Source organism: Peribacillus faecalis (assembly GCF_014712675.1).
GTDB classification, from domain to species: Bacteria; Bacillota; Bacilli; order Bacillales; family DSM-1321; genus Bacillus_AD; species Bacillus_AD faecalis.
Window position 1 is genome coordinate 21,784 of record NZ_JACXSI010000014.1, and the last position, 13,622, is coordinate 35,405.

13 protein-coding genes are annotated in these 13,622 nt (G+C 38.5%); 4 read left to right on the forward strand and 9 right to left on the reverse strand.

Translation table 11 applies throughout. The features are described from left to right. Window positions 1-137 precede the first annotated feature (137 nt). Entirely contained in the window at window positions 138-1,103 is a 966-nt protein-coding gene (locus IEO70_RS07240) for a DUF4003 family protein (protein WP_268938724.1), read from the forward strand. A 67-nt stretch (window positions 1,104-1,170) separates the two neighbouring features. Here IEO70_RS07240 and IEO70_RS07245 read toward each other — a convergent pair whose 3' ends face one another. Then, on the reverse strand, window positions 1,171-1,887 hold the full coding sequence (locus IEO70_RS07245; protein WP_190997701.1) for a TVP38/TMEM64 family protein: 717 nt from the start codon (window positions 1,885-1,887) through the stop codon (window positions 1,171-1,173). A gap of 206 nt (window positions 1,888-2,093) precedes the next feature. On the opposite strand from IEO70_RS07245, the gene IEO70_RS07250 reads away from it, so the two are divergent. The 3 genes from IEO70_RS07250 (at window position 2,094) to IEO70_RS07260 (ending at window position 5,396) form a co-directional block, all read left to right on the forward strand. Continuing rightward, window positions 2,094-3,038, forward strand: coding sequence for an L-lactate dehydrogenase (locus IEO70_RS07250; RefSeq protein WP_190997702.1), 945 nt, complete (start codon window positions 2,094-2,096; stop codon window positions 3,036-3,038). 118 nt (window positions 3,039-3,156) lie between these two features. Then, window positions 3,157-3,330, forward strand: coding sequence for a hypothetical protein (locus IEO70_RS07255; protein WP_190997703.1), 174 nt, complete (start codon window positions 3,157-3,159; stop codon window positions 3,328-3,330). A 170-nt stretch (window positions 3,331-3,500) separates the two neighbouring features. Continuing rightward, window positions 3,501-5,396 carry an FUSC family protein gene (locus IEO70_RS07260; protein WP_190997704.1) on the forward strand — a complete coding sequence of 632 codons (1,896 nt, stop codon included), beginning with the start codon at window positions 3,501-3,503 and terminating at the stop codon, window positions 5,394-5,396. 19 nt (window positions 5,397-5,415) lie between these two features. Here the strand turns inward: IEO70_RS07260 and IEO70_RS07265 are convergent, their stop codons facing one another. The 8 genes from IEO70_RS07265 to nrdI form a co-directional block, all read right to left on the reverse strand. Further along, window positions 5,416-6,204: an HAD family hydrolase gene (locus IEO70_RS07265; RefSeq protein ID WP_190997705.1), complete on the reverse strand. Its 789-nt coding sequence runs from the start codon at window positions 6,202-6,204 to the stop codon at window positions 5,416-5,418. A 106-nt stretch (window positions 6,205-6,310) separates the two neighbouring features. Further along, window positions 6,311-7,696: an L-cystine transporter gene (locus IEO70_RS07270; RefSeq protein WP_235973530.1), complete on the reverse strand. Its 1,386-nt coding sequence runs from the start codon at window positions 7,694-7,696 to the stop codon at window positions 6,311-6,313. Between the two features lie 184 nt (window positions 7,697-7,880). Then, window positions 7,881-8,300 carry a CotD family spore coat protein gene (locus tag IEO70_RS19970; protein WP_235973531.1) on the reverse strand — a complete coding sequence of 140 codons (420 nt, stop codon included), beginning with the start codon at window positions 8,298-8,300 and terminating at the stop codon, window positions 7,881-7,883. A 120-nt stretch (window positions 8,301-8,420) separates the two neighbouring features. Then, window positions 8,421-9,347: an aldo/keto reductase gene (locus tag IEO70_RS07280; RefSeq protein ID WP_190997706.1), complete on the reverse strand. Its 927-nt coding sequence runs from the start codon at window positions 9,345-9,347 to the stop codon at window positions 8,421-8,423. Between the two features lie 194 nt (window positions 9,348-9,541). Next, window positions 9,542-9,976, reverse strand: a complete 435-nt coding sequence (locus tag IEO70_RS07285) for a dUTP diphosphatase (RefSeq protein ID WP_190997707.1) — start codon at window positions 9,974-9,976, stop codon at window positions 9,542-9,544. Window positions 9,977-9,993: 17 nt separating this feature from the next. Then, complete coding sequence (gene nrdF, locus IEO70_RS07290) at window positions 9,994-10,965, reverse strand: class 1b ribonucleoside-diphosphate reductase subunit beta (protein ID WP_190997708.1); 972 nt, start codon at window positions 10,963-10,965, stop codon at window positions 9,994-9,996. 19 nt (window positions 10,966-10,984) lie between these two features. Further along, window positions 10,985-13,084: a class 1b ribonucleoside-diphosphate reductase subunit alpha gene (nrdE, locus tag IEO70_RS07295; RefSeq protein ID WP_190997709.1), complete on the reverse strand. Its 2,100-nt coding sequence runs from the start codon at window positions 13,082-13,084 to the stop codon at window positions 10,985-10,987. Beyond that, window positions 13,050-13,433, reverse strand: a complete 384-nt coding sequence (nrdI, locus tag IEO70_RS07300; RefSeq protein WP_190997710.1) for a class Ib ribonucleoside-diphosphate reductase assembly flavoprotein NrdI — start codon at window positions 13,431-13,433, stop codon at window positions 13,050-13,052. The genes nrdE and nrdI overlap by 35 nt, the downstream gene beginning before the upstream one ends. Between the last annotated feature and the right edge of the window lie 189 nt (window positions 13,434-13,622).

Genomic DNA, 13,622 nt, shown 5'->3' on the forward strand with positions numbered 1-13,622 from the left:
ACGGAAATAAAGTGAAAAAGTTTCAAAATTTTCCGTACATTTATACAAAATACACACTATTCGAAACATTTCAAGTACCATTTCGTATAAACTTATTACAATAGACGATTGAGGAGTTGATTAAGATTAGTAACTTATTGACACTTTTTCTCGAGAATGACCGCGAATTAAAGAATGGATTCATGTGGGAGCAAAGCATTGTGAAGAAAAATGCCGCACTGCAGCTTGCAATCAAAAACCAGCGTGTAAATTTAACCGAAATAAAAGATATGGTCGATTATATGAAAAAGAGCACTTCTGCTTTTTCTTATTTTCGTCACTCCTTGTTTCCAATAGCAGCTCTTTTAACAACCTATAATGATAGCAGACAGCTATTTGATCAGACCGTACACTATTATGACCGCCTAAAAGAGCATTTTAGACGTTCTTCTTATTTGCCTTACGTTGCTTTATTTTTAGCAGCTGAGTCTAAGCCTGAAAAAGCTGATCATACAATTGAAACCGCAGCACATTTTTATAAGCTGATGAAAGAAAGACATTTTTGGCTTACGTCTGACGATGACTATATGTTCGCTGTACTTTTGGCAAACAATAATTTAGAGCCAACCCATGCAGTGGACGAAATGACAGAATGCTACCGCTATTTGAATGAGCGGGGAATCCGAAAAGGAAATGCCTTGCAGGCGATGAGTCATATCCTCGTTTTAAGCGATGAGCCTGTTTATAAAAAGTGCGACCGTCTCCTGGAATATGAGCAACTTCTAAAGGCAGAGAAAATTAAACTCGACATGTACTCCCGCTCCCTGCTTGCTGTTTTGACGATTGTTGAGCAAAATGTACATGCAACAGTGAGTAAAATTGTCGAAACTGACAGTACGCTTGCCTCCCAGAAAGGCTTCGGCAATTGGTCATTCGGACGCTCTGCACGAAACATGTTCAGTATTGCTGTTACGGTATCTGAGGATTTGCAAAATACTCAAGCTGAAACAATCCAAGCTACAATCCAGAATAACATTCAAAGCCTTTTACTTGCTCAGCAAGCCGCCATGACAGCCGGTGTCGCCGCAGCAGCATCAAGTTCGAACTCTTCATCGAATTCATGAATGAGATTCGGAGGTGTTTTTTTCAATACAGACTGAAAATAAATTAACAAAAAGAGACAGCCTCCCATCAGAAGCTGTCTCGTATTTTTTTTATTCTTACCAGTATTTGATTTTTATGACCTAAGTAAATTCGCTTTATGACATAATAAAGACCAAAGATAAATATGACTATGATTGCTAGCGCATATAAATTAATATCAGCGGACAATAACCCAGCCGGAATTAACGCTAAAACAAAAAAATAAACAAAATTGCCAATTGCTGTCGCAAGGACAAACGATTTATACTGAATCGAGCTTAAGCCGGCCAATATGTTAATCAGGCTCGTCGGTACAAATGGAAAAACGCGTGCTTGGAAGACATATTTAAAACCGTTTTGCTCCATTTTTTCTATATGTTCAGGGTTGAAACGCTTAATGACCCGGTTTTTAAAGACCGAACGAACAGAAAGGCAAATAATATAGGCGGCAACGACACTTGTAAACCAGCTCCATAAAAAACCTTGCCAAAAACCGAACAAAGCCAAATTAATTGTAATGACCAATATTAACGGGATGACCGTAAAAGAATTTTGGATAATCATAATCAGCAGCAAAAACAAATAAGCATATAACATATTCCCGTCCAACAATGCTCTCACCTTATGTACATTTCCATCTAATATCGCATGAAAAAGCGGACTATCCCGCAAAAAGCAAAGAACACCAAGAATAACAACGAGAATGCTCGCTACAATGAACGCTTGCCTCAATCTGTTTTTATCCTTTTTATTATTGTCTATCATATTATTCACCTGCCTGAAAATTTGGAGGAAGGCTCATTGAGTTCACAAAAAACACAACCTTATATAACATTATATCCTTAACCTCGCATTTATGACTCCGCAGCCATTTTGAAAAATAATGCCCATCAAAGAATGAAAACTCACTAAACGAAGATACTACCAATGTAAGTACGACCATTTATGTCTCATATTAAGGAGTGGAAACGATGACTGATACTAAAAAAGTGATTATCGTCGGTACCGGATTTGTCGGTACAGCAATCGCTTATTCAATCGTCAATCAAGGGATTGCAGAAGAGCTGGTATTAATTGATTTAGATACTGCCAAAGCAGAGGGTGAGGCAGCCGATCTTCGACATGGTGTCCCATTTGGTCCGTCACGTATTAAAGTGCGTGCAGGAGGCTATGAAGAATGCAGCAATGCAGATGTCATTATTATAACAGCCGGTGTCAATCAGAAACCTGGTGAAACGAGATTAGCGTTAGTTGAAAGAAACGCAGCAATTATGAAAGGTATCATCAAAAATGTTATGGATTCTGGTTTTAATGGTATTTTCATTATAGCATCAAATCCAGTGGATATTATGACTTATATCGCTTGGAAAGAATCAGGATTGCCGCACGAAAGAGTTATCGGCTCCGGTACGACTCTCGATACAGCACGTCTGCGCTCCGGTCTTTCTGAATACTTTAATGTCGACCCACGTAATATCCATACATATATTATGGGTGAACACGGCGATACAGAATTTGCTACTTGGAGCCATGCGACTATTGCTTCTCAGCCAATTACTGAATATATCAAGAAACATGGCAACAAATACAAAATGGAAGATCTGGAACAAATATTTATTGACACCCGAGATGCTGCCTACTACATTATTGAACGTAAAAAAGCGACCTATTTCGGCATCGGTATGTGTGTTGCCCGCATTGCTAAGGCTGTCTTAAATAATGAACGAGCTATCTTGCCGGTAGGTGTCTATCTTGATGGTATATACGGACAGACAGATGTTTTCTCCAGTGCTCCATCAGTTGTTTCACGGAAAGGCATCGAGGAAATTATCGAGCTCGAGCTAACTGAAGAAGAGCTGAAAAAACTGGACCATTCAATCAATGTACTAAAAGAAACAATGAAGCCTGTTTTATAAATATTCCTTTTTCCCCTGCGTTTTCAGGGGATTTTTCTATTTCACACTGTAATGCATGGCAAATGATATTCCCCCTGCGATTATGTTACGATTGATAATAAGAAGGGGGCATACATAAATGGACATTCAACCGCTTATCATCGCCATTCTGGCAGGAATTGTATACGGGGCAGTACGATCTTATTTCCAAGATAAAAAAGAAGATCAACAAAAAAAACGATCTAATCCTTATTTAGAAAGTATTGTAGTCTCGTTAGCAGTCTACTTACTCGTCAGTACTTTATTTTCCTAAAAAATTTAGCTGCGGATAAAAAGGACCTATCGACGATGGGTCCTTAATACATTCACCTCTATAAACGTCTCTCTCCATTATCTCCCACTAACCACATACTTCATATCTTAAATAATACGAGCTATACTTGTACATTATATTAAAATAACACCTTGAAGGAAGGATGTATATTGAAGAAATTAATTATATCCAAAACACTCATGTTTATCGTCATCGTCGCATTTGTTGCGGGATTTGAGAGTATTTTCGGAAAGGTCAATTCTCTTGTTGGAGTTACAATCGTTATTGCAACTCTTATGTATCTGGAAGATGACTTAACAGCTCAACCATGGAAAAATTTCTTCTGGATACTAGCCATAAATTTGTTGCAAGGTCTCTTCTCATACATATCAGCAATTAATATGTGGGCAGGTATTCCTTTAAACTTTATCTCCATGTTTATTGTCGGTTTTTTCTTTTCACATAATCTAAAAAAACCATTATATGTCGCATTCGGTTTGCAATACATATTTATGTTAACTGCCCCTGTTACAGCAAGCGAACTGCCGCTGCGTCTGTTGGGGCTAGCTTCTGGTGCCGTTATCGTCATGCTTTCGCAATTATTACTCAATAAAAATAAAATTGCCAAAGAAGGAAAGAAGCATTTCATCCTTGTATGCCAAAAGCTAACGGATAAATTAGAAAGAATAAAAGAAAATGATGACAGCTCTGACCTAAACGAATCCATTGAAGCTTCAATAAAAAAAATACGTAAAATCATCTATGATAAACGAATTAAAGGGTTCTATCTCTCAAATGAGAGCAGAATGCAATTAAAAATATCTGTTTGCCTTGAAAAGATATTATTACTTATTGAACAGCTCCCTGAAAAAAGCTACAAATCCGAATTAATTCCTCAAATCATTGATGAATTAAAGGAACTAAATAATTCCGTAACTACAGGGAATTTACAGGTGAGCGAGTTTCATTCACTCTATGCCTTACAAAAAAAATACGATAGCACACTTATATATAAATTAATTAAAAATTTCGAGTTACTTTATCTACTATTACACAATTTGAACACACTGAATCGGGAAGAATTAAATAAAGTAGAGACCATTGTCGAGATTCCATACACATATAAAAGTTCCTATCAAAATTTAATTAACATCGACAAAAATTCTGTTCGCTTTACCTATGCTATCCGCTTAGGAATCGTAATTGTGATTGCAGCATTTATTGCAAACTATTTCGCATTAGAACAAGGCAAGTGGCTCGTATATACCATTTTCTCCGTCACTCAACCTTATTCTGAAACGACTGAATTTCGTGTTCGCGAAAGAATCATTGGGACACTAATCGGAGCGGCAATATTCCTGCTTCTATTCTCGATTATCACCAATGAGACAGGCCGTTTAATATTAGTTGTGTTATTAGGATATATACAAAACTATGCTACATCATATCGAACGACAGTCATTACAGTCACTCTATGCGCATTAAGTACCGCTGCTCTAACCGGTGACCCTACGGTTCTAACATTAGAACGAATTTTAAATGTATTAATAGGCGTCGTAATCGGAATGATTGCAAATCAAATAATTATGCCCTACAGCGTTGAAAAAAATACTAAATCCTTGGTCGAAATGTACAAAGACACAACAATACATATGCTGAAGGAAGTGTTCGAATATGCTAATGACCCAAAAAAACATACTCATTCCATCAATAATTTATTTGCAGTCTCGTCATTAATTGAGGAGCGAATTTTATTAAACAATGAGACACTATCGTTAAAAGGTACAGATTCATTTTTACAAAAACAAAAACGACTCAATCACCGGGTATACGAACTTTTTCTTCATATTCAGAACAGCCAGTTCGAGTATAACGTTGTCAAAAGAATAGGCAAGGAGCTAAAAACACTCACGTCTTTATCACAAACGGAATACATGGCAGCTAAAAATAGACTGAAAGAAAAAAGCATGGATTCGTATGAAGAGAAAATTATTACCAATATCCTCATAAACATTGTTGAAGATTGCAGAGAGAACTTATTAAACAAACAAAAAGGGGTTGTCTGATTGCAGACACCCCTTCTTTTTACAATTCACTTAAGTACTTTTTAATAACTGCCGTTACGCCGGCTTCATTATTAGTCTTTGCTTTAAAACGGGCAACTTTCTTGATTTGTTCATGTGCATTAGCCATTGCATAGCTATGATAGGCTTGCTGCATCATTTCTAAATCATTCAGGTAGTCACCAAACACCATTGTTTGCTTCTTGTGTACACCGAAATACTCTTGTACCTTTTGCATCGCGATTCCTTTATTAGTACCGGCATTCATTATATCAAGCCATACATAGCCGCCAATTGTCACTTGAAGCTTTTCCATGTAGTCTTTGAAATATGTGTAACTGTTACTTTCTGCTCCTTTAAAGTCTAAGATTGAAATTTTAAGAATATCATCTTCTACTTGAAGCAAATCTTCAACTACTTGCTGTCTTGCATAATATTTATTTATTTCTGCCATGGCCTTATCGTCCATCGGTTCAATGTATGCCGATTTCTTGCCGCATAAAACAATGTAGACTCCATCAATTTCACGGGCAATCTTTAGCAATTCTTTCACATCGCTCTTTTTTAGCGTGTTCGAGAATATTTCCTCACCCTTATACACAACGTAAGAACCGTTTTCAGCAATGAACAACATCTCATCTTGCACATCATGGAATCTTTCCGCTAAATTGTAATACTGGCGTCCACTTGCTGCTCCAAAAACGATGCCTCGCTGCTTCATTTCTTCAAACACAGAATAGAAATCTTCCGGGAACTGGTTTTGATCGTTCAAGAATGTTCCATCCATATCAGTTGCGATTAATTTAACCATCTCTTATCTCCCTCTTAATACACTTCTCTATTTAAAACCGATTCCAACACTATATTAGTATAATATTAAGAAAGGGTTTTCACAACCGTCATATGGCTTCAAGCGACTATTTCTGCTCGACATCAATTGTTAATGATTCGTCCCTATATTGATCCCTGTTCAGCTCACCGGTTAACTTGCTTGTTAATACACCGGCCGTCATACTGCCGCTTACATTTAGTGCTGTTCGGCCCATATCAATTAGTGGTTCAATCGAGATTAACAAACCGGCCAGCGCAATCGGTAAGTTCATGCTTGAAAGTACCAGCAGCGCAGCAAATGTCGCTCCTCCTCCGACCCCTGCAACGCCGAATGAGCTGATTGCTACCACTAAAATTAACGTAACAATAAAGCTGGGTGAAAGCGGATCGATGCCGACAGTCGGAGCAATCATCGTCGCAAGCATTGCCGGGTAAATACCTGCACAGCCGTTTTGCCCGATTGAAATGCCGAATGAACCGGCAAAATTCGCGATTCCTTCCGGTACTCCCAAGCTTTTTTGCGTTTCTATGTTTAGCGGAAGCGATCCTGCACTTGTTCTAGAAGTGAAAGCAAATGTCAGTACCGGAAATGATTTTTTAACATACTTTAATGGGTTCAACCCTGATAATGATAGCAGTAATAAATGTATTAAGAACACTGTGATTAACGCCACATATGAAGCCAGTACAAATTTTCCGAGCTTAATGATAGAGTCGATATCGCTGGTCGCGACTGTTTTTGTCATAATCGCCAAAACGCCATAAGGAGTTAAACGCAATATGAGCGTCACCACCCTCATGACAATTGCGTATATTGAATCAATCATCTTCACAAAAAATTCGGCATGTTCAGCCTGCTTTCTCTGAATACCCAAATAGGCGACACCTAAAAAGGCTGAAAAAATAACAACGGAAATCGTCGATGTCGGGCGTGCCCCAGTTAAATCAAGAAACGGATTTGTCGGAATCAACTCCAAAACTTGTTCCGGAATGCCGGTTGCTTCAAGGTCGCTATATTTACTCACAAGCTCGTCACCCCGCACAGTTTCCGCCGTACCTTGGTCAATTTGAATCGCTTCTAAGTTAAAAATAGACGCACTCGTTATTCCGACTCCAGCTGAAATAGCCGTTGTACCGATTAAAATCCCTAAAATTAGCACACTGATTTTCCCGATATTGCTTGTTAGTTTTAACTTTGTAAATGCTGATAATATCGAAATCGATACGAGCGGCATTACAATCATCTGCAGAAGTTTTACGTAACCTGATCCAATTAGATTAAACCAGGATGCCGTTTCAGTAATTATATATGAATCTGAATCATAGAAAAGCTGCAGCATCAATCCGAATACGATTCCAAGCCCTAAAGCTGTAAATACCCTTTTAGTGAATGATACAAATTTCTTTTGCATAAAAAAAAGAACTGCCAATAATATGAGCATAATGGCAATATTCAATATGACATATAGCATTACAATTTTCCTCCTGATTTTAAATCCGATAAAACAAATGAGAATAATATATATTAGATAGTAGCATACAGAAAGAAAAATGGAAAGCCTCCCTGCAATGTTATTCTTGACCACCGAAATGCCATTTAGCCGAATTATCTTATGTACATAGGGAACTCGGCTTGAGCTCCCTATTCATTTCATTTTAGCAGCAGCCGGGTGCCGGCGGCATCGGAGAACCGCATTGTTGTTGTTGGTTCGATACAGTAGACGCAGATTGGTATGTGTGCGGGAAGTGATGTTGGTGTTTAAACACATGATTATTGATTTCTGTTGTTTGTACAGGATGAACGTGAGGCACAATGTGCGTGATCGTATTTTGCTTTACAAATTGAATCGGCTGATGAACGACAGGAGGGCATACATTCATTTTGTTACATCCTGGTACTTGTGATGCCATTTGTCCATGGTGGTATCCATGATGATGTCCATGCGCTCCACCACAACCACAACTACTTCCACTTCCAAAACCTTTTTTACCATACATATTAGCATTGCTCCCTTCAATTTCTTTACTTGCTATACCAACAGTGTATGTACAAGACCATGAGACGTGTCGAGACATAAACCTATTTTCACCAACAAAAGCGGAAGCACCCGGTTAGCGCCTATGAAACAAAAGAAAAAAGCCTCCGCAAAATCATCAAGTGATTTTGAAGAGGCTTAGCCTGTTTATTGTTAATAATTACGGCACCATATTGCCGGCTGCTTTATAAATTTGATACCATTCTTCCCTGGTTAAACGCATTTCCGATGCTTTACACGCCTCTTTCAATCGGTCGGCATTTGTTGTCCCGACAACTACTTGAATATTCGCAGGATGTCTTGTAATCCAGGCTGTTGCAATGGTCGTGTTTGAAACGCCATATTTTAGAGCAAGGCTGTCAATTACTTCATTCAGTTCAGCAAATCGTTTTCGGTCACCTAAAAATGCCCCTTCAAAAAATCCATGCTGAAACGGAGACCATGCTTGAACCGTTATATCCTTCAATCGGCAATAATCAAGAATGCTGCTGTCTCGGTTGACTGACTGATCAATATTCATATTTAGCGCGATGCCTGAATCAATCATTTGCGTATGGGCAATACTAAACTGCAACTGATTTACTATCAGTTTTTGTGAAAGATATTTCTCAAGCAAAGCGATTTGCATTGGGTTATGATTAGAAACACCGAAATAGCGAACCTTCCCTTGCTCCTGTAGTTTATCGAAAGCTTCTGCCACCTCCTCAGGCTCCATTAACGGATCCGGGCGGTGAAGCAGCAATATGTCAAGATAATCCGTATTTAATCGTTTCAAAATGCCATCGACCGAGCTGACAATATGCTCCTTTGAAAAATCATAATAACCTCCCTCAGGACGGATAGCACATTTACTTTGAATGATTAGTTTTTCCCGTATACCGGCATTCATCTGAACAGCTTCAGCAAAAAGTTCCTCACTTCTCCCACCCGCATATATGTCGGCATGATCAAAGAAATTAATTCCTTCTTCCATCGCTGTTTTAATTAGTTTTTCTGCTTCGGCTAACGAAAGCTCCGTCAGCCTCATATTTCCCACTACTATATTTGAAGCCTTAAGATCGCTAGTTCCAATCGGAATATATTTCATCAGTTAATTGCCCCTTCACAGATAAAATAAAACGCTTACATTTATTATTATAATATAATAGTTTCCTAGATTTATTTTTATTTTTTTCCAATCAAAAAAACGGCAACGCTCCTTTTGAAAGGCACTTACTCAATCATATTTAATCAAAAAAACGGCAGCGAATAAGATTTTAACTCATTCACTGCCGTTATCATTTATTTTTTACCCGTTGAGCCGAGGCCGCCACGGCTTACTTCATCCAACTCTTCAACTTCGATAATTTCTACCTGCTCCATTTTCTTATTAATACGGAACTGGCAAATACGATCACCTTTTTGGATAACTGTATCTCTCATCGCAAGAGCCGGGAAAAACCATTGATCTTCATTGCCGCAATAAGATTCGTCAATGACTGCAAAGGAATTCGTTTGCAGAATGCCGAAGTTTTTGAATGTGCTTGAGCGCGGCACAACATTCGCCTCATAGCCTGCCGGCAGCTTCATGCCGATGCCAAGCGGAATTAGCTTGTACTCAAATTGGCTAAGCTCAATCGTTACCGCTGCACGCAAATCGATCCAATCGCCAATCGCTATTTTCTCAATCTTTTCGATTTCTTGATCAAAGTATTTAACTTTTATTTGTTTCGCCACTTGTTGACTGCCCCTTTTTAATCGTTAAAATAGAAATCTTCATCCTTAATATGCTCAACTAACGCCTTTTTGTAGCCGTTTCCTTTCATAGAGAAGAAATCATGCGACTTCGTTTTCGTATCAAGACCGTTCAATACGATCGGGTTCACTTCTTCTTCTTCGAAATACGGTTCAAACGCCAAATTTTGCAGCGCTTTGTTTGCATTGTATCGAATGAATTTTTTAACGTCAGATGTTAAATTCACTTGGTCATAGACATCAGCTGTATATAATAGCTCATTTTCATATAGCTCCGTCAGTAGATTATAAGCGAAATCTTTCAGTTCCGCTTTCATCGCATCATCTTGCTTATTGTAAATTTCTTGTGCTAATAGACCGATGTATACGCCGTGGATTGCTTCATCCCTTATAATCAAGTTAATAATTTCGCCAGCCTGCATTAGCTTACCTTGTCCGTAGAAGTATAACGGATAATAGAAGCCGCTGTAGAACAGGAAGCTTTCTAAGTAGACTGATGCGACCATCGCTTTATACAGGTTGATTTCATCGTCATCGATTTTATCGTAGACACCAACGATGATTTCCGCCTTTTTCTGTAAATATTTGTTTTCCTTCACCCATTCGAATACTTCATTAATTTCTTCTGTAGAAGCTAATGTCAAAAAGATGTTGGAATATGATTTGGCATGAACGGCATTTTCCATCATCGCCATGAAGTTCAGGACCGCTTTACGCTGATGCCCTTGAACACGCTCCGCAATACGAGGCATTCCCGTATTGCCTTGCTCTGTATCCAGAAGCGTCAAGCCCGCCAATACTTTCTTGTAAGCGTCCTTTTCTTGGACATTTAAAAACTTCCAAGTTAGTAAATCACCGTTTAAGCTGATTTCTTCCGGCAGCCAAAACTGCTTTGTATTTTGATTGTAGAACATTTGCGTGAAATGGTCGTCTTGTTTCGACCAATCTGCTGCATCGAATACTTTGCTCATAGTTTGTTATGCCCCTTCCTTACACCGTACAAGATAGGCAGCCTTCTTGGCTAGTATCCTTCGTGCGTGCATAATATAATGTTTTAACCCCTTTATGATGGGCATATAAATCGATTCTATTTAAATCTCTCGTTGTCATTGTGTCTTTCAGGAACAGCGTGAAAGAGATGCCTTGGTCAACATGTCTCTGAATTGTCGCTACCATATCCACTACACGGAACATATCCATATCATATGCTTCTTTATAGAAGAACCAGTTGTCGCTGCTCAAGTAAGGCATTGGATAATACGTCTTGGAATTACCGTATGTCCGTTCTTCAATGCGCTCCATAATTGGCATTACAGAAGCAGTAGCTGATTGCACGTATGAAATACTGCCATTCGGCGCAATAGCTAATCTATAGCTATTCGTCAGACCGTACTTCATTACATCTTCCTTCAATTGCTTCCAATCCTCAATTGTCGGGATGTGCATGCCTTCAAATAGTTGAGCAATTTTTTTGTTTTTTGGAGAGAAGTCTTCTTCCAGGTATTGATTGAAGTACTCTCCTGTCGCATAAGATGACTCTTCAAAGCGGTAATATTTAATGCCTGTTTCCTTGGCAATCTCCATTGAACGTTCGATTGAATAGAAGTTCATCATCATGAAGAATGTATTAGCAAAGTCGCGGGCCGCTTCGCTTTCATAGCTGATTTTATTTTTCGCTAAAAAGCCGTGCAAGTTCATCGCACCTAAACCAACGCTTCTCATCAGCTTATTGCCGCGCTGAACAGCTGGCGCATTTTTGATGCTTGTTTTCTCGGACACAGTCGTCAACGCATCAATTGAAAGTTTTACACTCTCTTTAATGCTCTTGTTTTCCATCAGATTCACAATGTTTAAAGATGCTAGGTTACATGAAATATCCATGCCGATTTCATCTTCTACACCATAATCGTTATAAGTGGAAACAGTCGATGCCTGCAAAATTTCCGAGCAAAGATTGCTGAATTTCACTTTAGAAATATGGTTATTGGCATGAACATTGTTGACGTTATCCTGGAACATCACATATGGATAGCCTGATTCAAATCGCAGCGCTGCAATTTTCTCCAATAGACGACGCGGATTGACTTTGTCTTTGCGAATATTCGGATTATCCGCAAGTTGGTCATACATTTCATCCATATCCATCTCATCAAGATGCTGGCCGTATTCTTTATACACAGAGTATGGGTAGAATACATACATATCTTTGTCTTCTCTTGCCAACTCAATGAATTTATCCGGAATGACAACACCGATCGATAACGTTTTTACACGTACATCTTCATCAGCAGAAATCTTTTTCGTTTCCAAGAAATCATCAATATCTTTATGGAAAATGTTCAAGTATACGGCACCGGACCCTTGACGTTGCCCCATTTGATCCGCATATCGGAATGCATGATCAAGCAACTTCATTACGCCAACTACACCTTTAGTCGCGTTTTCGATATTTTTGATAGCCTCGCCTTTAGCACGGATTTTCGAAAGATTGATCGCTACACCGCCGCCGACTTTAGACAGCTGCATCGAAATATTTTCAACCATTGCTATATCATTTAAAGAATCATTCATCTCAAGCAAGAAACAGCTCACCAATTCTCCGCGGCGTTTTCTTCCTGCATTCAGGAACGTCGGCGTTGCCGGCTGGAACTCCTGATTAATCAGCATAGACGTCAGTTTCTTCGCTTTCTCAAAATCACCGTCCGCTAAGTATAGCGCAACAATCGCAATGCGATCTTCGTATCTTTCAAGGATCTTTGCTCGGTCATTCGTTTTCAATGCGTAATCATTGTAAAATTTAAATGCTGACATATATGAAGGAAAACGGAATTTCTTATCGTATGCGATATCATACACTTCTTTCAATTGATCATAAGTATACTGCTTAAGAAACTCCTCTTCGTAATAATCATTTTCAATTAAGTAATCTAGTTTTTCACGTAAATCATGGAAAAAGACTGTATTTTGATTAATGTAGTCTACAAAATAACTATGTGCGGCTTCACGGTCTTTTTCAAATTGATAGCCGCCATCCTTTTGGATCATGATTTCATTATTAAGCTTCAACCATTTCGCAATTTGTTCGTTCATTGATTTTAGCTACCTCCTGTTCAAAAATCTCCACGTCACGTTTCGTGCCGCTAAGCTCAAACTTCAATAACAACGGCACCATAAATTGTTTGGAGATTAGCTCTCCCGCTTTGCCAAAGTTGGCTCCCCAATTTCGATTTCCGCTTGATGCTACTCCTTCCATATACGAATAATTCCTCTTTAAAAAATTTGCCGTACTCTCAGGAACCTCGCCGAAACCAATTGTATATGTAACTAAAATATATGGTTCTTTCACGGTCATCCCGTCAGTTAGTCTCACACTGCGAGTGCCAATTTTGTCCATAAAGCGTTGAACATTTCCTGTTAAACTATCATATATAACCAGCATGTTATTCAATAGCACCTCAATTTTCGGCAATTTTTTTCTTAGTCATTAATCGTAAGCAAGAAGAATTGTCACATTAATTTTCTCGACATTTTTTAAAATCTATGACATCATAAATATATATTAATAATATAAGCCCAAAGACAATCATACAACATACAGTATCCTTAATCAACAGATACTACTACATGT